This is a genomic window from Nocardia sp. NPDC051463, from assembly GCF_040681975.1.
In the GTDB taxonomy this organism is placed as follows: domain Bacteria; phylum Actinomycetota; class Actinomycetes; order Mycobacteriales; family Mycobacteriaceae; genus Nocardia.
In genome coordinates, this window is the sequence record NZ_JBFBAB010000003.1 from 199,400 (window position 1) to 217,595 (window position 18,196).

Consider the following 18,196-nt stretch of genomic DNA (forward strand, 5'->3'; position numbering starts at 1 on the left):
GCCGGGTGGCGCGTGCGGTCCGGCCCGCCGCCCGCAACGCAGGATTCGGTGTCGCTGTGGCCTGGGCCGGGTCGCAGGCCGATTGTGCCGCACTGTTCGCGCCGGCACGTGATATATCCGACCGAGTCCTTGTGTGCTGCCCCTGTCGCCGGTAGTAGTGAGTTATGAGCACCGCACTCGTCACCGGCGGCACCGGCGTGCTGGGCAAGCTCGTCGTCGATCGACTGCGCGAGCGGGGACATGATGTGCGGGTACTGTCCCGGCGTCCAGGTGCGGGCACGCACGTCGGTGATCTGCGTACTGGTGCCGGTGTCGCCGAGGCGGCCGCGGGCGCGGCCCTGATCGTGCACGCGGCATCGGACTTCCGGCGGGTCGGCCGTCCCGATATCGCGCAGACCGAACACCTGCTCGCGGCGGCGACCGGCGCGAGCCACCTGCTGTATGTATCCATCGTGGGGATCGACCGAATACCGTTCGCCTACTACCGCAACAAGCTCGCCTGCGAACAACTCATCACCGGCAGCGACGTGCCGCACACGATTCTGCGCGCAACCCAGTTCCACGAGCTGATCGCATTCGCCCTGCAGGCCGTCGAGCGGCTACCGCTGGCGCCGCTGCCAGTGGACTTCCGCTTCCAGCCCGTCGCTGCCGCCGACGTCGCCACCCGGATCGCCGACCTGATCGACGGCGAACCACTCGGCCGGGCACCCGATTTCGGCGGACCAGAAGTGCAGACGCTGGCAGAGCTGCTCGAGGTGTGGCGTGCGTTCCGCGCCCGACCGCGCCGAACCATCCGCATCCCGGTACCCGGCCGGGTCGGCCGCGCCTACCGCAACGGTGACAACACCTGCCCCGATCACACCGAAGGCACCGAGACCTGGCAGCGGTTCGTCGCCTCGGCCCCGGTCAGCGCCTACACCGCGAAGCCACCGCGACACGGGTAGCGGCCTGCCCGGCACTGACGATGTGCACCGATCGTGGTGGTCGAATCCGCGAAGGGTGCACCCCTGCGGCAGATGCCGGCGATCCGGGTCCTGGGCCGGCCCGAGCCGTTGGAGGTCCAATTGGGCGAGCCACTCCCGGTTAGTGTGTGACTCCGACAGCCGAGGCCGAGAACAACGGGCCGGGCCGAGGGCAGCTGAGGAGGCGGTATGACCGAGGAGGTCACGGTGCCGGTCGTTGTGGTGATGGGTGTTTCCGGGTGCGGCAAGTCGACGGTCGGCAGGTTGCTTGCCGAGGCATTGCAGGTCGAGTACGCCGAGGGGGACGATTTTCATCCGGTCGAGAACATCGCGAAGATGGCGGCCGGAGTGCCGCTGACAGACGCGGATCGAGCGCCGTGGCTCGATATCGTGGCAGCGTGGTTGGGGCAACGGCAGGGACACGGCGGGGTGGTCAGCTGTTCGGCGCTGAAGCACAGTTATCGGGATCGGTTGCGGGTGGCCGCACCCGAGACGTTCTTCGTGCATCTTGCCGCATCGCGCGACGAGCTCGCGCAGCGAATGGCAGCGCGGCGTGGTCATTTCATGCCGTCGAGTCTGCTCGATTCACAGTTGGCGGCATTGGAAGAGTTGTCCGCCGACGAGCGGGGCATCGCAGTGGATGCGACGCGCGCACCGGCGGAGTTGGTGCGGGAGGCCATGGCGGCGTGGGAAACCCGGCCGGACGCCTAGCCGGTCGGCGGGGGGCAGGTGCCGTCGGACAGGCTGGGAATGCAGATCCCGGTCGCATCGACGAGCAACAGTCCGCCGCCGACGACCAGCGCCGCCACTGCGATCGCACCGAACACCAACACCCACAGCAGGCCGGGCAGGTGGGTGAGCCGCGCCAGCTGATCGGCGTCGGAGTCGGCGCCGCCCGGATTGTTCCAGCGCCGCCGTCGGCCGCGCTGCAACTCGATCACCGGTCTGGTCCCCGCGAGCAGTAGGAACCACGCGCCGAGGTATGCGAAACCCGCTTGGAGCGTGTCGGTTCCGAACCAGGACACGGCAAAAACGATGGCGCCCAAGCCGAACACTGTCAGCAGGCCGTAGATATTGCGGACTTTGATCAGCACCGCGGCGAGCAGGGCGATCGCGATCCATAACATCAGGGTGATTCGCTCGGCCCCCAGCAGTGCCGCGAAGCCGAGGCCGAGCAGCGGCGGCGCCGGATAGCCCGCCATGGCGGTCAGAATCATGCCGAGGCCGTAGGGTTTTCCACTCGACACCGTCAAACCCGAAGTGTCCGAATGCAGGGTGATGCTGTTGAGCCTGCGGCCGGTCAGGAGTGCGAACAGCGCGTGGCCGCCCTCGTGCGCGATGGTGACGACGTTGCGGGTCAACCGCCAGACCGGTCCGTATCCGACCAGAAAAAGCGCTGCTACCCCGGTACCGACAACCAACCACCACGGCGGCGCCACCTGTGTTGTGGTCAGCCGATCCACGATTGATGTGCCGCGTTCGACGAATTCCGCTCTGCTCACCGCCGCACCTTATCCGTCGAAACCTGCTCGCGCCTGTCGCGGTTCAGTCGAACGTGGTCACCGTCTCGCCGTGCTCGGCCGATCGGCGCGCGGCCTCCAGGATGCGCAGCGTGGCGACCGCGTCCCGTGGGTCGACCGGGACGGGTGCTCCATCGAGCAATGCGGCGGCCATCGCCGAGTAGAAGGCGGGGTAATCACCCGGGGCGGTCGGGTACGGCACAGTGTCGGGGTCCGCGCCGAGCTGTCCGTATCGCTCGGGTTCGACTGCGCCCCAAGGTCGGTCGCTGTCATCGGGGCGACGGCCCGCGCGCAACGCTTCCTCCTGGGGATCCAAGCCATAGGTGACATAACCCGCCGCCGAACCGAGCACCCGGAACCGTGGTCCGAGCTGCGGGGCTACCGCGCTCATCCACAGCTGAGACCGAACGCCCGACTCGTGGGTGAGGGCGAGGAATGCATCGTCGTCGGTCTGGATCTCGGCCCGCCTGCGATCCAGCTCGCAGTACACCGTGCGCACCGGCCCGAACAGCGTCAAAGCCTGATCCACGAGGTGGCTGCCGAGATCGAACAGCAGCCCCGCGCCCTCGTCGGCGCCGCCGACCTCACGCCAGCCGCCCTTGGGCACCGGCCGCCACCGCTCGAACCTGGACTCGAAACGCCGCACGTCGCCGAGACTGCCGCTGGCGTCGAGCGCCCGGACGGTCAGGAAGTCGCCGTCCCAGCGACGGTTCTGGAACACCGATAATGCGAGGTCGGCCCGTTCCGCGGCCGCCACGAGGTCTTCGGCCTCCGCGACGGTCACCGCGAAAGGCTTGTCGACGACCACCGGCAAGCCCGCGGCCAGTGCGCGCCGTGCCAACGGCGCATGGGTCCGATTGGGCGTCGCGACGACGACAAGGTCGAGTCCGGCGGTGTCGCCGAACAGCTCGTCGGCGTCGGCGACGACCCGCACACCGGGGTGCTCCCGCCGCGCCTGCGCTGCGCGTTCGCTGGACCCGGTGACCACCACCGCTACCCGCATCCGCGGCTCGGCGGCGATCAGCGGTGCGTGGAACACCGATCCGGCCAGCCCGTACCCGATGATCGCGACCTCGAGACTGCTCACACCTCAGACGCTACCGCCCGGCCCGATCGCGGACGTGCAACAGCACGCGCGGGCCGCATGGCACCGCGCAAAGCAGCAGCCCGGGTCGTTCGGCAATACTGCATGTCGTCGATCGGGAGGATGACGAGAGTGTCCGCCCACCGTTGGTTGTCACGGTCGAGGGTCACGGGACGGGGTCGACATCGAATGTTGTTCGGTCCGTGAGCCACACGGCAACAGTGAACAGCCACGCGCCGACAGCTACCACCAGTAGCAGCTTGCCGAGGGTCTGCAGGCCGGACATATCGATGGCGGTGCCGGTGGAATAGCCGGCGACCGCGGTCATTCCGAGCGGGAAGACTGTCGCCCAGCGGTGGATGTCGTATCCGGGCCGTGGACGGATGACCTCGGCGACCATGAGAACTGTGTAGAAGAGCAGGTTGAGGGCGAGCACGATCAGCGCGGTCACCCGCAGCGCATTGTGTGCGGCGCCGGTCCAGTGATGGGTGGCAACGAGTTTCGATGCGGCCAGCGCCGAGATGGCCAATGCTCCGGTGGCCACCCACTGATCGCCGGGGCCGGTCGAGACCTGCTGTAGATCGAACCGGAGGAACGCCGCGACATAGAGCGCAAGACCGAGGCAGAACAGTGCGAGCGCCACCACCGCGAGCCGATCGACCTTGCTCACCAGTGCGAGTGTGCTCGTCAGGACGGCCAACCCTTGGGTCGCCACGGAGACGAGGAACGCTGCACCTGGCATCGGCCGCTTCCACTGCCGCAGCACCGCCACCATCAGCACCGGCCAGACCGCTGCCGCAAGCCCGAGCATGACCGCCGCCGTGGTGTGCCAGCCGAGCATCGAAACACGGGTGCCGAGCACGGTGGTGGCCGCGACGGCGGTCAACGCGGGCGGCGTATCGGCCTCGGCTTCCCAACGGGCCCGTTGCCACAGCAGCCGGATCGCGAAGTCGATCGCGAGCAGGATCCAGACCGCCGCCGCGAGGGCGAGCACGAACCAGGAGGCGACTTCGAAGCCGGTGAGAGCCAGCCCGACCGACACGATTCCGGTGGCCATGACAAACGAGCCCGCCGCGGGCGGTAGGTCCTGCCACCATCGTTGCGTCACCCGGCTATCACAGCTCGAGACGGCACCTCGGTCAAGCAACCTGACAGCAAACGTTTCGGCGCGGCGGCTACGACATGCCGTGGAGGCAGGTTTCGGAAAGAGTTTCGGCACGTGAAAGCCAACACATCGCACTCGAGCCAAGGAAAGGGAAAGTGCGGTGCGGCTCCCATCTCGACCGGTACTGCACGGTAAACCAGTGCAAGGCAAACCTTCGGTACCGTGACAGGGTGCGGCTGGGATCTGGGGGTTCGGCGGAGCTCGGCGCGCAGCGCAGGTGTGCGGTGCGGCGGTCACCAGGTGGCGAGGTCGGTGGGAGTGGTGGGGTGGCCGGTGATGTGGCTGCCACGGATTTCGGTCCAACGGCCGTCGTCGGTGATGTCGTGCCATTGCAGAACGTGCCAGGCGGTGGAGAGTTTGTCGACAGCCCGGCCGGGAAGCCTGCGCTGCCGCCGCCGTCCATGGGGCGGTTCGCGACGACGAATTCTTCCAGGATCAGATTTCAGGGAAGACAATGGTCCAACGCTAGTAGTAGAGCTCGAGCCCGTCTCGCTGCGGTGCTTGTCTACTTCCTCTGACGCACGGCGCATTCGAACGGTTCCCTTGCCGTGGATCGAAAGACTCGCGGTCACCCACGCGGCGTGGCCGAATACTCCTGCTCGGGCCGCCCTGTAGTGCCATACCGCAGACGCATCTGGACGGTACCGGCGCCGACCAGGTTGGCGAGATAGCGCTGCGCGGTGGCGCGGGAGATGCCGATGGCGGCAGCGACCTCGCCTGCGGACAACGGGACTGTCGCTTCGAGGATCGTGTGCAGGACAAGATCTTTGGTGGGTGAGGCGACCGTGGTCTGCGCGGCGGTGGTCGCGGCGGGGCGCAGCGCCTGGACGGCTTCCTCGATGCTCGCGTTGTCGACCTGGGGTGTGGCCAGGGTGCGGCGGTAGCGGGCATAGCCTGCCAGCCGGGCCGCGAGAACGGTGTGCGGGAACGGCTTGATGAGATAGGCGAGTGCGCCTGCGGCCAACGCGGCTCGGACGCTGACGCTTTCGGTGGCCGCTGTCAGCACCATGCTGTCGCAGTGCAGTTCACGGACCAGGTCGATACCGGAACCGTCGGGCAGGTACACATCGACCAACGCGAGGTCGACGGGCTGTGCGGCGAGCAGTGCCCGCGCGGTCGCCACTGTGTTGGCGGTGCCCGCGACGGTGAAACCGGCGATGGATTCGACGATTCCGGCGTGTAGGTTCGCCACGCGGAAATCGTCGTCGACCACCAGGACAGTCAGATCTGTTGTGGCCATGGCATCTCGCTGTCTACGAGTACTCCGGGAATTCTGGCGATGAACTCGGCGCCGAGCAGGGGCGCGCTGTCGCCGTGCGCACTGGCCAGACGAACGTCGCCGCCGTGTGCGCGCGCGATCTGGCGGATCAAGGCGAGGCCGACGCCGCGCCCGCCGGGTACGCCGCGATCGTCGCGGGTGGAGGCGCCCTCGGTGAACAGGCTGTCGATTACTCCGGTGGCGATGCCGTCCCCGCTGTCCGCGACGACGATATGCAGCGTCGAATCTTCCTGCACCAGTTCGACTTCCACCTGTTTCGTCGGGTTGTCCGATGTGCGAGCCGCCTCGATCGCATTGTCGAGCAGGTTGCCGAGCACGGTCGTCACATCGACGGGATCGGCGAGATTGCCTGTTACCCAGGTGTTCGGGCCGAGGACCAGTTCGACGCCGCTTTCACGCGAGTGCGCCGCTTTCGCTGCCAAAAAAGCCTGCAGGTACGCATCATGGATAGCGTCGATGCCCGGCGTGGCCGCACCCAGCGGGCCCGCGCCGATCAGTTCGTCGATGACAGACGAGGCTTCGTCAGTGCGCCCGCCGTGCAGTAGGCCGCTGAGCAGGTGCATCTTGTTGGAGAACTCGTGGCGTTGGGCGCGCAGTACGGTGCTCATCGACTGCACCGCATCGAGTTGGCGGGTCAGCGATTCCACATCGGTGCGGTCGCGCACGCTCAGCACCGCACCGAGATCGCGGCCGTGGCGGCTGACCGGCCGTGCCGAGACGACCACGATGTGCGAACCGACCGTGGCCGGGGTCGGCTGCCCGTCGAGCGACCGGAATACTTCGAGAACCCGTGGAGTCAAACCGATCTCGTCGATAGGACGACCGACGCCGGTATCGATGTCGAGCAGCCTGCGCGCCTCGTCGTTGACGAACGTCGTACGCCACGACGAGTCCACCGCGAGCACGCCCGCGCCGATGCCGTGCAGCACCGCTGCCTGACTGCGCACCAGCTCGGCGAGTTCGGCCGGTTCGAGTCCGAGCGTGAGTCCGCGCCATCTGCGGGCCAGCACAGCCGAGCCGAGGATGCCGACAATGAGCGCCGCACCGATGAGCAGTGCGGCGGTGCGCAGATCGTCGAGCAGCTGCCCGCGGATCGCCGCTGTCGAGATACCGACACTGACCTGGCCGACCACCTGATCGGAATCCGCCGCCACCACAGGCACTTTCGCACGCATCGAGTCGCCGAGTGTACCGCGCTCCTCGACGATGATTTCGCGGCCGGACAAGGCTTCCGACGGGTCGGTGCTGACATGCTCGGCCAGCCGTGCTTCGTCCGGGTGTGCCAGTCGGATGCCCGCCTCGTCGGTGATCACCACGAACAGTGCGCCGGTGCGCTGGGTCGTGTCGACCGCGATCCGCTCCAGCGGTCCCGCGGCGAGTTGCTGCCGCTGCTCGAGGTCGGGGGCGACGGTGCCCGCCGTGTACTGCGCGACCTCGCCGCGGACCGCAGGATCGGCGGCCACGGTACGCGCGATGGCCAGCGCGCGCTGGCCGTACGCCTCGCGCAGTCGTTGATCGCTGACGTAGCCGAACACCGCGAAAGCGACACCGAGGGTCAGGGTGACGACCACGATCTGCAGCAGCAGAACCTGGGTGCGCAGCCGGACGGCCGGTGTGCCTTCATTGGCCATTTCCGCAGCATAATGCACCTGGATGCGCGTGAGCAGAACGCGCACAACCTGCGAATCGAGGAGTTTGCATCGGTTGTGCGCACAAGTCTCGATGTGTGACTCGGACCACGTAGCTTTCGGTCTACCTGATCCAGTAGGAGCAAAGAGAATGACCGAACCACTGATCGAGCTGCGGAGCGCGACGAAGCGTTTCCCGGGCACCGGCGGCGGTATCCACACCGCCGTCCGGAATCTGAATCTCACGGTGCGACCCGGCGAATTCGTCGCTGTCGTCGGGCCGACCGGGTGCGGAAAATCCACCACGTTGTCGCTGGTGTCGGGGTTGGAACCCGCCTCGGCGGGGCGGACCCTGGTGCGTGGTAAGGATGTCGAGGGTATCCCCAGCGGCGTCGGCTACATGTTCCAGCAGGACGCGGTGTTGCCGTGGAAGAGCGTCCTGGACAACGTCGCGTTCGGCCCGCGGCTGCGTGGTGCCTCGAAGTCCGAGGCCCGCGAGAAAGCCGCGACCTGGGTGCGCACGGTCGGTCTCGCCGGCTTCGAGGGCTACTACCCCCACCAACTTTCCGGTGGTATGCGTAAGCGGGTCGCGCTGGCGCAGACGCTGGTCACCGATCCCGAGATCCTGCTGATGGACGAGCCGTTCAGCGCATTGGACGTGCAGACACGGCAGCTGATGCAGGACGAACTGTTGCGGGTCTGGGCGGGCACCGGCGCGGCGGTCATCTTCGTCACTCACGATCTGGAGGAAGCGATCGTGCTTGCCGACCGGGTGGTTGTGATGACCGCGAGTCCGGCCACGGTCTGTGGCGACTTCGCCGTGGGTCTGGAGCGCCCGCGCAGCGTCGAGGAGGTGCGGCTCACCACCGAGTTCCGCGACATCTACAAGGAAATCTGGGAAACGCTGCGCGATCAGGTCGAGGCAGCCCGAGGCAAGGGAGCCTCCCGTGTCGCATGACGTCCTGACCGAGGTGGCCGCATCGGCGCCCGAGGCCGAATTCGAAACCGAGCAGCAGATTCTCGACCGGGTGCGCGGCAACGCCCGGCGCGCGCGGCTGCGCACGTGGGGCCTGCGCGCCGCGCTCGTCGTGGTCTGGCTCGGCGCGTGGGAGCTCACCGCCACGCTGTGGATCGACCCGTTCTTCTATTCGAAGCCCTCGGCAATCTGGGATCGTCTTGTCGAATGGTTCACCGAGGGAACGCAATTCGGATCTATATGGTTGCAGATCTACACCACCGTGCAGGAGGCGGTGCTCGGCTTCGTGATCGGCACCGTCGCGGGCGTGGTGCTCGGGGTGCTGCTCGGCCGCAGTAAGTACTGGGCGGAGGTGCTCGCCCCGTTCATCAAGGCGCTCAATGCCGTTCCGCGCATCGTGCTGGCGTCGTTGTTCATCATCTGGTTCGGTCTCGGGCTCAGCTCCAAGGTCGCGACCGTCGTGGTCCTGGTGTTCTTCGCGGTGTTCTTCAACGCCTTCACCGGGGCGCGAGAAGTCGATGGCAATGTCATCAACAACGCCCGCATTCTGGGCGCGAGTCGTCGTCAGGTGCTGAGCTCGATCGTGCTGCCCAGCGCGACGACGTGGATCCTGTCGAGCCTGCACACCGCTTTCGGCTTCGCGCTGATCGGCGCCGTGGTCGGTGAATACGCCGGATCCAGTAAGGGTTTGGGCTTGCTGATCAGCAATGCGCAGGGCACCTTCGATTCCGCGGGCATCTATGCGGGCATGATCATCATCACCGTGATCGCGTTGATCGCTGAATGGGGGATAGGTCTCGCCGAGAACCGATTGCTGAAATGGCGTCCCTCGCAGGCGACCTCGAACCACGGGATCTGACGATGAAGTACTACAAGCATCTAACGGTCGTCGTCGGGGTGATCGCGGCGCTGCTGTTGGCGACCGGCTGCCGGGACTCCCGCACGATCCCGATGGTCGATGGCCGCCCGCAGCTCACCATCATGGTCGGCGGGCTGGAGAAGGTGATCTATCTGCCCGCCATGCTGACCCAGCGCCTCGGCTTCTTCGAGAAGAATGACATCGACGTGAAGCTGCTGGGTGAACAGTCCGGTGCGTCCGCGGAAACCGCGCTGCTCACTGGCGATGTGCAGGCTGTTGTCGGGTTCTACGACCACACTATCGACCTGCAGGCCAAGGAACAGTGCCTTACCTCGGTGGTGCAGTTCGCCGATGTGCCGGGTGAAGTAGAGCTGGTGTCCGCGCAGGACGCCGCGACCATCACTTCGGCGGCCGAGCTGCGTGGCAAGAATCTGGGCGTGACCTCGCTCGGGTCGTCGACGGACTTCCTGACCCAGGCGCTCACCGGGAAGGAGGGCATGACCACCGCCGACTACACCCGGGTGCGAGCCGGTGCGGGGCAGACCTTCATCGCGGGCATGAACCATAACGGTATCGACGCGGGCATGACCACCGATCCGACCGTCGCGCAGATGGTGAATTCGGGCGAGGCGAAGATTCTGGTGGACATGCGAACCGAAGCGGGCACCCGTGCCGCGCTCGGCGGCCTGTACCCGGCGTCGTCGCTGTACATGCGGTGCGACACCGTCGACGCGCACCCCGACATCGTGCGCAAGCTGGCGGCGGCGTTCGTGCAGACCCTGCAGTGGATCCAGGTGCACACTCCACTGGAGATCGCCGACAAGATGCCGCCGCAATACGCGTCGGCGGGCAAGGACCTCTACGTCCAGTCGATCGGTGACTCGATCGGCATGTTCAACGGCAACGGGTTGATGAAACCCGAGGGCGCCCAGAATGTCCTGAACATTCTCGGCAAGTACTCGACGAACGTGCGACCGGTGCGCGACCGGATCAAGCTGTCGGACACCTACACGACACGGTTCGTGGAGGAGGCGCTGCGGACACCGCAGCAATAACGGGTGAGCCGGTGTCCGGGCCTGCTGCGATCGAGCGGGCTCGGCCATCGTGTTTCGGTCAGGAGGCGCCTGCGGGGCGTCGAGGTCTGTGTGCGATCGGGCGGTGAACGCCGTTCTACGAGAGGGTGTTGTGCCCGCGCGGGGTAGCCGCGGTGAGTCCGGCCGAGACATGGAATTCGCGCTGACCGGTCTGCTGTCGGATCCGGCCCGGATCGGCGAATAGCCAGCGCCTCGGACACTTCGGTCATCGGTCGGGCAATCTCGTGATCGTCCGGCTTGCGCGATGGCCCCGGCGCCGAGGTCGATCAGCTGATCACGCGTGTCGGTTCGGCCTGCTCCCGCGCGGCGAGGTCGGCCTTCCAAGCGCGGAAGCCCTCCTCGGTGCGGCCGCGTCGCCAATAACCCGAAATCGAGGCCGCCCACTCGGCGGGCACAGCGCGTTCACGACGGATATAGCGCCGCAGATCGTGCATGACGGACTTGGCCTCGCCGTGGATGAAGACCTGGACCCGTCCGTCGTCCCACGGCGCGTTGCGGACCGACTCGGCGAGTAGTTCGCCCGCCGCTCGTGCGTCGCGATGCAGCCACGTGACCTCGACACCGTCGGGAGCCGTGAGCGGTAGCTCGTCGGCTGGTCCGGACACCTCGATGAACGCGCGGCCGCGCGCGGCGGGGTCCATGGCTTCCAGTGCGGTGGCGATGGCGGGCAGTGCCGCCTCATCGCCCGCGAGCAGATGCCAGTCGGCATCCGCACGTGGCGAGTATGCGCCGCCCGGGCCGAAGGCGTCGATAGTCTCGCCCGGCCGGACTGTCGCGGCCCACGGGCCTGCGATGCCCTCGTCGCCGTGATAGACGAAGTCCACCGTGAGCTCGGCTGCGGCGGTGTCGACGGATCGGACGGTGTAGGTCCGCAGTACATCGATGCCGTCGCGCGGGAAAATGAACTTCAGGTAGGAGTCGCTGTGTTCGCTCGGGCGGAACGCGGCGAAGCCAGGTCCGCCGAAATGAACTCGGATGAGGTGGGGCGTGAGCTGCTCGGTGCGCTGCACGGTCAGGGTGGTGCGGGGCCGGGCCAAGGTAGCCTCCGATATTCAAGAATTAGGGTTGCCTTACTACGGTACCTGGTAGATCTACCGAATCGTCGTGCCACACGGGGCGTCCCGGCAGGTTGTTCGGTCGAGGTGATCGGCGGCCGTTCCCGGTGGTGGCGCGCGGGTGATCCACTGCCGGTAGCGTGACCCCCCATGACAGCCTCTGACCGTCAGCTACAAGCGGACACGGCGCCCATCGATCCGGCCGGATCGACTGCATCGAGCGAGGAAGGCTACTCGCGAGGCCTGAATCCACGCACGATTCAGATGATCGCCATCGGCGGTGCGATCGGCACCGGCCTGTTCTACGGTGCGGGCGGCGCGATCGAACAAGCCGGTCCCGCCCTGATCCTGGCTTATCTCGCTGCGGGCGCCGCCATCTTCGTCATCATGCGGGCGCTCGGTGAGCTGCTCACCTATCGGCCCGTCTCGGGCAGCTTCGCGGAGTACGCACACGAATTCCTCGGACGCTTCGCCGGGTTTGTCACCGGCTGGACCTACTGGGCGGTGTGGGTCGCCACCTGCATGGCCGAGATCACCGTCGCGGGCAAATACGTCCAGTACTGGTTCGATATCGAACCCTGGATCACCGCGCTGGTGGTGCTCGCGGTGATGTTCGCCGCGAACCTCATCTCGGTGCGGCTGTTCGGTGAGGGTGAGTTCTGGTTTTCCACCATCAAGGTCACCGCGATCATCGGCATGATCTTGATCGGCATCGGGGTGCTGATTTTCGGCTTCGGGCACGCGGCCAACCCGACGGTCACCAACCTGTGGGCCGACGGCGGAGTGTTCCCGAACGGTCTCGGGCAATCACTGCTGGTCCTGCAGATCGTGCTGTTCGCGTATGTGGGTGTGGAACTGGTCGGCGTCACCGCGGGTGAGGCGCGCGAGCCGCGCAAGACCCTGCGCAAGGCGATCAACACGCTGCCGTTACGGATCGGTCTGTTCTACGTCGGCGCCTTGCTGGTGATCATGTCGGTGTCGAGCTGGCGCAACTTCCACGCGGGGCGCAGCCCGTTCGTCGAGGTGTTCGAGCAGATCGGCATCCCCGGCGCGGCGGGCATCATCAATTTCGTGCTGCTGACCGCGGCACTGTCCTCGTGTAACTCGGGCATCTATTCGACCGGTCGCATGCTGCGCACCCTGTCGCTGCACGGGGAAGCGCCTGCCGCGCTCGGCAAGCTCAGTTCGCGTTCGGTCCCGTTCGCGGGCATCGCGGCCTCGGCCGCGGCGATGGTCATCGGCGTGATCGTCAACATCATCTCGCCGGACAAAGCCTTCGCCTATATCACCTCGGTCAGCACCATCGGCATCATCTTCGTCTGGAGCATGATCCTGGTCTGCCACCTGATCTACCGCGCCAAGGTGGTGCGCGGTGAGCTGCCTGCCAGTGACTACCGGCTGCCCGCCGCGCCCTACACGACGGTGCTCGCGCTCGCGTTCCTCGGACTGGTGGTCGTGCTGCTGTTGTGCACCGAAAGCGGTCGCACCGCGCTCGTGGTCGGTGCAGTCTGGGCGGTGCTGGTGTGCGCGGGGTACATGGTGCTGGACAGACTCGGAAAGCGCACCGTCGTACCCGAACCCGTCGAGTAAGGGCCGCCCTTCGGCAGGCCGTTCGACAACGATCGAGGAGCGTGCACGGTCACGATCATCGGCGGCGCAGCGAAGCGGTGGCGTCGAAGCGGCGGAGTGTCCCACGGCCTAAGGCGGCACCGAGGTGTTGCGTCGTGCGGGGGCCGCCCGAGTCATTACCATCGCGACTGATGATTGCCGTGGCCACCTGGAATGTTCTGCATCGTGTGCATGCGGAGAACTGGGGAGCGGAGGTCATCGGACTTCACTATCGACCGAGCCGCCGCGCAGTCCGGCCTCGACCCCGGCTTCGACATCGCGGACCTCCCCTCGGACGCCCTGCCGACTCGCCCGCGAACCTCGGGCCCGAAATCGCAGTTCATCGACCACCTCGTGGTGCGCGACGCCGTTGTGGGCGACGCGGCGGTCCAGGACGTCGACGCCCTGTCGGACCACAACCTCGTGTACGCCGCAGTGACTGTCTGAAGACTGCTTTCGGCTATCCGGTGCCGGCCGTCCCGGGACGGGCCGGGACTTCGGCGATGGTGGCGATTTCGGCGGCGGCGCGTTCGCCGGAGCGGATGGCGCCGTCCATGTAACCCATCCAGGTCGTCGCGGTTTCGGCGCCCGCCCAGTGTATGCGGCCGGCGGGGGAGCGCAGCGCGGGACCGTACTCGGTCCAGGTGTTGGGCGGCATGAAGGCGCCGTAGCAGCCTCTGGTCCATTCGTCGGCAGACCAGTCCTTTTCGACGTAGTCGCGTGGGGTGGTGGCGGCCGCGCCGAAAAATCGGGCCAGGCAGGACAAGACGATCGCGCGGCGATCCTCGGCGGTGTGGCGAGCCAGCGCCCGCGCGTCGCCGCCTTCCAGAAAGGCGAGGAGGACACCGGGATCGCCGTCGGGAGGAGAGTTGTCGAAAGTGACTTTCACCGGACCCGTTGCGGCGGTGACCTGTCCGGACAGTCCGTCGGCGCGCCAGAATGGGGTGTCGTAGACCGCCATGCACTTGATGACGGAGCCGTTGGGCATGCGTTGGGTGAGCTGATCGCGGTCGGCGGGCAGTGCTGGGGAGTAGACGAGCCGACCGGCAAGTGCCGGGCTCATCGCCACGATCACCCGGCGGGCGTCGATACGGGCCTCGTCGCTGTGCACGACGGCGGAAGCGTTGAGCTGCTCGATCTTTCGCACCGGAGTGTTCAGCAGTACACGATCACCGAGCTCGGCCGCCATCGCGAGTGCGATGCGCTGGGAGCCGCCGACGATGCGGGTTTGCTGTGCGCCGCCCTCGGTTTCGATCATCGGATCGACCCCGCCGCCTGCATTCAGGTAGGCGAGCAGATGCAGCAGCGAGACGTCGGCGGGATCGGCAGCCCAGACCGCCTTGCAGACCATGGTGATCGCCTGCCGCGCGACCGTGGTGCGCAGGTTTCGCCGCATCCATGTTTCGACAGTCTCGGTGTCCCAGGTGTGTGCCCGCGGCGCCGACCACGGTGCGTCCGCGGGTACCGCGCGAGCCATCCGATCCAGGCGCTGCAGGCCGATCCATGCCTCGAGTAGCGCGGGGGAGGCGATCAACGGGATTCGGCCGCGGTAGCGATGCAGTCGGCCACGATGCTCGAACAGATGCTGGCCCTCGGTATACGTGGGAAAGGTTTCCAGGCCCAATTCGGCGATCAGCGCGAGTACCCGATCCTGACCGGGCCCGACCCATTGGCCGCCGATTTCGACGATTTTGCCATCGCCGATCGGGTGATTGAGTGTGCGCCCGCCGACACGATCACGTGCCTCGATGACCACCACCTCGAGGCCGTGCCCACGCAGTGCCCGCGCCGCCGCCAGACCGGCAAGGCCTGCGCCGATCACCGCGACATCTACCGTGTGCCCGAAGCTCATGACGACCACCGATCTGCCGACTCCGCGCCGTCGTCGGTCGACGACTCGTCGTTCGACGAGACGTTATGGCCATGCGGGCAGCACCGTCAACCAGGTGCCCGCGCGAACCGAGTTCCCGCAACGGCGCGCCCGCATTGCGTCGGAGCTGATCGCTGATGATCATGGAGGCAAGCACTGTGAGCTGTAGTCGCGGCCGCGTCGGTAATCACCCGGACGCGCGGCCTGCTCTCGCGATCCGCCGGAACTCCACTGTCGTATGGAGGTTAGGGATGACCACGAAGACGCTGGCCGAGTTGGTGCCCGGCGACCTGCCCGCCGGTATCGCCGCGCTGCCGCAGGACGTGCAGGCCGAACTCGTGGCCGTGCTGGACCAGGCTCGGCGCAAACAGGGCGAGGATCTCGGCGCCGCGGCGATGTCACTGTTGGACTTCGTGCCACGTTTGCTGCGCGCGGCGGTCAAGAAGGCGGCCGGGCTGTGAGCGGCACCGAGACGACGGTGAACGTCCAGCTGATCAAACTCGCCCGGGCACTCGGTGTCCCGGTCGATCAGCTCGCCGCCCTCGCCGACGTGTCCGCCTCGGATCTGCGTGACTTCCGATTCCAGATCGGCGACCTGTTCTTCGAAGGCCAGTCCGAAGGTCTGCGCCGGGTCGTCGCCGCGAGCAAAGTGATCCCCAACCCGATCATCGCGAAACTGGTGACCCGCAACCACAACGCGCTGTTCGCGGCGAAGACATCGGAAGTGCTCGAGGTGTCGCACGCCGTGGACGTGGCCGAACGCCTGCCCGCCGACTTCCTGGCCGACGTCGCGGCGCACCTCGATGCACGCCGATCAGCACCCATGATCGCCGGGTTGCCTACAGCGACCGTGGTCGCCGTCGCCGAAGTGCTTGCCGCCCGCCAGGATTGGATCACTCTCGGCGATCTGGTCGCCACCATCTCCGACGATGCCGCGCGGGCAACCGAAGCGACCCTCGACGGAGTCGCACTGATCCGTTCCGCGCACTGGGTCGACGACGCTCGGCACCTGGAACGCTTCGTCAACCTGGCCTCCGCCGCGAAGCTCGCCGAAATGCTCTGTGCCGCCGCCGAACACGACCTGTGGTCGGAGTATCGCCCGACCCTCGACGCACTGTCGGAATTCGCTGTCGATGCGGTACGCACCGCAGCGGAGCAGCTGCCGTCGGATCTGCGTGCCAGGGCGCTGGCCGAGATCGCTGATCGGCGTGCCGTTTCGTAGCAACACGTCATCCTGTGGCGACCGGTGTCCGTGTCCGTCAGCGGTTCGTCACTGCGCGACCGCATCCGGCTACACCACCCTGATCGAGACCAGGGTTACGCGAGGTTCGTGCCCCGGCTCGGCATCATCGCGGACGCGACCACCATCACCAGGGCCATCGCCGCCACGGTCACGAACACCAGGTGCACCGCGCAGGACAGCGTGGCGGGGGCGGGGTGGTCGGTATCGCCGATGCGGGCGTTCACGATCGCGCCGAACACCGCGACGCCCACCGCGCTGCCGATGGACCGCGCGAACATGTTCGTCGAGGTGACGACGCCGCGTTCGGTCCACTCCGCGCTGGTCTGTGCCGCGATAAGGGTCGGGGTGGCGACCAAGCCCATCCCGATACCGATGACGAAACATGACGCCGCGACCTGGATCACCGTGGAGTCCTCGTCGATCAGCAGCGTCGACGCGGCGCCGAGGGCGGCCAGGGTGCTGCCGATCAATGCGGTGAAGCGGAAGCCGATGCGCAGGTACACCTTTCCGGCCTGGGATGCCGCCAGCGGCCAGCCGAGGGTCAGCGCGCCGACCGTCAGCCCGGCGACGAGGGCGCCGGTGCCGAGCACGCCCTGGGTGAAAGTCGGCACGTAGGAGGTCATTCCGAGCAGGATGGCGCCGACGAGCATGGACACCAGGCTGCTCGCGACGATCACCCGCCGGGTGAATATCCACAGCGGCAGTATCGGGTTCTCGGCCCGCCGCTCGACCAGGGCGAACAGCGTCAGCGCCACGGCGCCGCCTGCGAAGAGGGCGATGCTGGTCGGGGCGGACCAGGCCCAGGCCTGACCGCCCTCGAGAAGTCCGAGGATGAGTGCCCCCGCGCCGAGGGTGAGCAGCGCGGCTCCGAGATAGTCGACGCGCTGTTTGCGGCGTGGCGTGCTCTCGGTGAAGCTGCGCAGCAGCATCCACGCGGCCAGCGCCGACAGCGGCAGGTTGATCAGGAAGATCCAGCGCCAGTCGACGTACTCGGCGAACACCCCGCCCAGCAGTGGGCCCAGGACCGATGACATCGCCCACACGCTGGCCAGATACCCCTGCACCTTGGCCCGCTCGGAGAGCGTGTATATGTCGCCTGCGATGGTCATGGTCATGGGCTGGATGGCGCCCGCGCCGATGCCCTGTACGGCGCGGAAGATGATCAGACCGAGCATGCTCGTCGCGAGTCCGCACAGCAGCGAACCCAGCGCGAACACCGCGATTCCGAACAGGATCACCGGTTTCCGCCCGACCGTGTCCGCCAACTTTCCGTATACGGGGACCGTAACCGCTTGCGCGAGTAGGTAGATCGAGAACAGCCAGGGAAACTGGTTGAAGCCGCCGAGGTTGCTCGTGATGGTGAGCACCGCGGTGGCGATGATCGTCGAGTCCAGCGCGACCAGCGCCGTCGCCAGCATCAACGCACCGAGGATCGGTCCTCGCTCGGATCGGAAGCCGACAGATGACTCCACTGTCTCGATCGCCACCGGGCGGCCCCTCTCGTTCGTTCGACTAACCATCCCGGTCGAACGTATCGTGGCCTCAGCTATTCCCGCACGGAAATATTTCCCGCTGTGGCGAACTCGGCAGCGATCTCCTGTGTGGTCACCTTTGCCAGTTCGACGAAGAACGGCACCCGCTCGGGAATCATCAGAGTGGTCGGCTGGGCGTGACCGAGGGACCCGCGGCGGCTCGCATTCGGCCACCTGCAGTGGGAGGTCAGGCGTATGTCACACGGTGATGATTGCCGCTGATTGTGGTGTGAGGCAACACCACGACAGGCCGAACGTCTCGCGTGTTCCCGATCCGAGGCCAGCGAGATTTCGAGTAGTCGCTACTCGTGTTCGGTCCGC

18 protein-coding genes are annotated in these 18,196 nt (G+C 66.9%); 9 read left to right on the forward strand and 9 right to left on the reverse strand.

Annotated features, from left to right (window positions below; genetic code table 11):
* Window positions 1-164 precede the first annotated feature (164 nt).
* Both AB0M74_RS08225 and AB0M74_RS08230 read left to right on the forward strand, forming a co-directional pair.
* Window positions 165-944, forward strand: a complete 780-nt coding sequence (locus AB0M74_RS08225; RefSeq protein ID WP_364903232.1) for an SDR family oxidoreductase — start codon at window positions 165-167, stop codon at window positions 942-944.
* A 207-nt stretch (window positions 945-1,151) separates the two neighbouring features.
* Window positions 1,152-1,673 carry a gluconokinase gene (locus AB0M74_RS08230; RefSeq protein WP_364903235.1) on the forward strand — a complete coding sequence of 174 codons (522 nt, stop codon included), beginning with the start codon at window positions 1,152-1,154 and terminating at the stop codon, window positions 1,671-1,673.
* Here AB0M74_RS08230 and AB0M74_RS08235 read toward each other — a convergent pair.
* The 6 genes from AB0M74_RS08235 to AB0M74_RS08260 all read right to left on the reverse strand — a co-directional run bounded on the left by AB0M74_RS08235 (window position 1,670) and on the right by AB0M74_RS08260 (window position 7,641).
* The gene (locus AB0M74_RS08235) at window positions 1,670-2,464 is read right to left on the reverse strand and encodes a M50 family metallopeptidase (protein ID WP_364903238.1); all 795 of its coding nucleotides are present in this window, start codon (window positions 2,462-2,464) and stop codon (window positions 1,670-1,672) included. The genes AB0M74_RS08230 and AB0M74_RS08235 overlap by 4 nt on opposite strands.
* Before the next feature lie 43 nt (window positions 2,465-2,507).
* Window positions 2,508-3,569: a Gfo/Idh/MocA family oxidoreductase gene (locus AB0M74_RS08240; RefSeq protein ID WP_364903241.1), complete on the reverse strand. Its 1,062-nt coding sequence runs from the start codon at window positions 3,567-3,569 to the stop codon at window positions 2,508-2,510.
* Between the two features lie 163 nt (window positions 3,570-3,732).
* A complete protein-coding gene (locus AB0M74_RS08245) occupies window positions 3,733-4,674 on the reverse strand; it encodes a tellurite resistance/C4-dicarboxylate transporter family protein (protein ID WP_364903244.1) in 942 nt (313 codons plus the stop codon).
* A 290-nt stretch (window positions 4,675-4,964) separates the two neighbouring features.
* Complete coding sequence (locus AB0M74_RS08250; protein WP_364903247.1) at window positions 4,965-5,186, reverse strand: hypothetical protein; 222 nt, start codon at window positions 5,184-5,186, stop codon at window positions 4,965-4,967.
* A 113-nt stretch (window positions 5,187-5,299) separates the two neighbouring features.
* A complete protein-coding gene (locus AB0M74_RS08255) occupies window positions 5,300-5,971 on the reverse strand; it encodes a response regulator (protein ID WP_364903250.1) in 672 nt (223 codons plus the stop codon).
* Window positions 5,953-7,641 carry a sensor histidine kinase gene (locus tag AB0M74_RS08260; protein WP_364903253.1) on the reverse strand — a complete coding sequence of 563 codons (1,689 nt, stop codon included), beginning with the start codon at window positions 7,639-7,641 and terminating at the stop codon, window positions 5,953-5,955. Before AB0M74_RS08260 ends, AB0M74_RS08255 begins: the two co-directional genes overlap by 19 nt.
* 148 nt (window positions 7,642-7,789) lie before the next feature.
* On the opposite strand from AB0M74_RS08260, the gene AB0M74_RS08265 reads away from it, so the two are divergent.
* Genes AB0M74_RS08265 through AB0M74_RS08275 form a run of 3 tightly spaced genes read left to right on the forward strand, consistent with a single transcriptional unit; the run spans window position 7,790 to window position 10,528 of the window.
* Entirely contained in the window at window positions 7,790-8,596 is an 807-nt protein-coding gene (locus tag AB0M74_RS08265; RefSeq protein WP_364903256.1) for an ABC transporter ATP-binding protein, read from the forward strand.
* Entirely contained in the window at window positions 8,586-9,473 is an 888-nt protein-coding gene (locus AB0M74_RS08270; RefSeq protein WP_364903258.1) for an ABC transporter permease, read from the forward strand. Before AB0M74_RS08265 ends, AB0M74_RS08270 begins: the two co-directional genes overlap by 11 nt.
* A gap of 2 nt (window positions 9,474-9,475) precedes the next feature.
* Window positions 9,476-10,528: an ABC transporter substrate-binding protein gene (locus AB0M74_RS08275; RefSeq protein WP_364903262.1), complete on the forward strand. Its 1,053-nt coding sequence runs from the start codon at window positions 9,476-9,478 to the stop codon at window positions 10,526-10,528.
* A gap of 305 nt (window positions 10,529-10,833) precedes the next feature.
* On the opposite strand, the gene AB0M74_RS08280 is transcribed toward AB0M74_RS08275, so the two are convergent.
* Complete coding sequence (locus AB0M74_RS08280) at window positions 10,834-11,604, reverse strand: siderophore-interacting protein (protein ID WP_364903265.1); 771 nt, start codon at window positions 11,602-11,604, stop codon at window positions 10,834-10,836.
* A 168-nt stretch (window positions 11,605-11,772) separates the two neighbouring features.
* On the opposite strand from AB0M74_RS08280, the gene AB0M74_RS08285 reads away from it, so the two are divergent.
* Together AB0M74_RS08285 and AB0M74_RS08290 are read left to right on the forward strand one after the other, a co-directional pair.
* Window positions 11,773-13,212 carry an amino acid permease gene (locus tag AB0M74_RS08285; RefSeq protein ID WP_364903267.1) on the forward strand — a complete coding sequence of 480 codons (1,440 nt, stop codon included), beginning with the start codon at window positions 11,773-11,775 and terminating at the stop codon, window positions 13,210-13,212.
* Window positions 13,213-13,422: 210 nt separating this feature from the next.
* Window positions 13,423-13,677 carry a hypothetical protein gene (locus AB0M74_RS08290; protein ID WP_364903270.1) on the forward strand — a complete coding sequence of 85 codons (255 nt, stop codon included), beginning with the start codon at window positions 13,423-13,425 and terminating at the stop codon, window positions 13,675-13,677.
* A gap of 13 nt (window positions 13,678-13,690) precedes the next feature.
* Here AB0M74_RS08290 and AB0M74_RS08295 read toward each other — a convergent pair whose 3' ends face one another.
* A complete protein-coding gene (locus AB0M74_RS08295; RefSeq protein ID WP_364903272.1) occupies window positions 13,691-15,082 on the reverse strand; it encodes an FAD-dependent oxidoreductase in 1,392 nt (463 codons plus the stop codon).
* A gap of 269 nt (window positions 15,083-15,351) precedes the next feature.
* On the opposite strand from AB0M74_RS08295, the gene AB0M74_RS08300 reads away from it, so the two are divergent.
* Together AB0M74_RS08300 and AB0M74_RS08305 are read left to right on the forward strand one after the other, a co-directional pair.
* Window positions 15,352-15,561, forward strand: a complete 210-nt coding sequence (locus AB0M74_RS08300; protein WP_364903275.1) for a hypothetical protein — start codon at window positions 15,352-15,354, stop codon at window positions 15,559-15,561.
* The gene (locus tag AB0M74_RS08305; RefSeq protein WP_364903278.1) at window positions 15,558-16,322 is read left to right on the forward strand and encodes a hypothetical protein; all 765 of its coding nucleotides are present in this window, start codon (window positions 15,558-15,560) and stop codon (window positions 16,320-16,322) included. The genes AB0M74_RS08300 and AB0M74_RS08305 overlap by 4 nt, the downstream gene beginning before the upstream one ends.
* A gap of 95 nt (window positions 16,323-16,417) precedes the next feature.
* Here AB0M74_RS08305 and AB0M74_RS08310 read toward each other — a convergent pair whose 3' ends face one another.
* A complete protein-coding gene (locus tag AB0M74_RS08310; protein ID WP_364903280.1) occupies window positions 16,418-17,830 on the reverse strand; it encodes an MDR family MFS transporter in 1,413 nt (470 codons plus the stop codon).
* Window positions 17,831-18,196 lie beyond the last annotated feature (366 nt).

Excerpts from the sequence above, each read along its gene's own strand:
- AB0M74_RS08260 (WP_364903253.1), bottom strand. The coding sequence starts at position 7,641 with ATGGCCAATGAAGGCACACCGGCCGTCCGGCTGCGCACCCAGGTTCTG.
- AB0M74_RS08290 (WP_364903270.1), top strand. The coding sequence starts at position 13,423 with ATGCGGAGAACTGGGGAGCGGAGGTCATCGGACTTCACTATCGACCGA.
- AB0M74_RS08275 (WP_364903262.1), top strand. The coding sequence starts at position 9,476 with ATGAAGTACTACAAGCATCTAACGGTCGTCGTCGGGGTGATCGCGGCG.
- AB0M74_RS08295 (WP_364903272.1), bottom strand. The coding sequence starts at position 15,082 with ATGAGCTTCGGGCACACGGTAGATGTCGCGGTGATCGGCGCAGGCCTT.
- AB0M74_RS08285 (WP_364903267.1), top strand. The coding sequence starts at position 11,773 with ATGACAGCCTCTGACCGTCAGCTACAAGCGGACACGGCGCCCATCGAT.
- AB0M74_RS08265 (WP_364903256.1), top strand. The coding sequence starts at position 7,790 with ATGACCGAACCACTGATCGAGCTGCGGAGCGCGACGAAGCGTTTCCCG.
- AB0M74_RS08255 (WP_364903250.1), bottom strand. The coding sequence starts at position 5,971 with ATGGCCACAACAGATCTGACTGTCCTGGTGGTCGACGACGATTTCCGC.
- AB0M74_RS08230 (WP_364903235.1), top strand. The coding sequence starts at position 1,152 with ATGACCGAGGAGGTCACGGTGCCGGTCGTTGTGGTGATGGGTGTTTCC.
- AB0M74_RS08300 (WP_364903275.1), top strand. The coding sequence starts at position 15,352 with ATGACCACGAAGACGCTGGCCGAGTTGGTGCCCGGCGACCTGCCCGCC.
- AB0M74_RS08225 (WP_364903232.1), top strand. The coding sequence starts at position 165 with ATGAGCACCGCACTCGTCACCGGCGGCACCGGCGTGCTGGGCAAGCTC.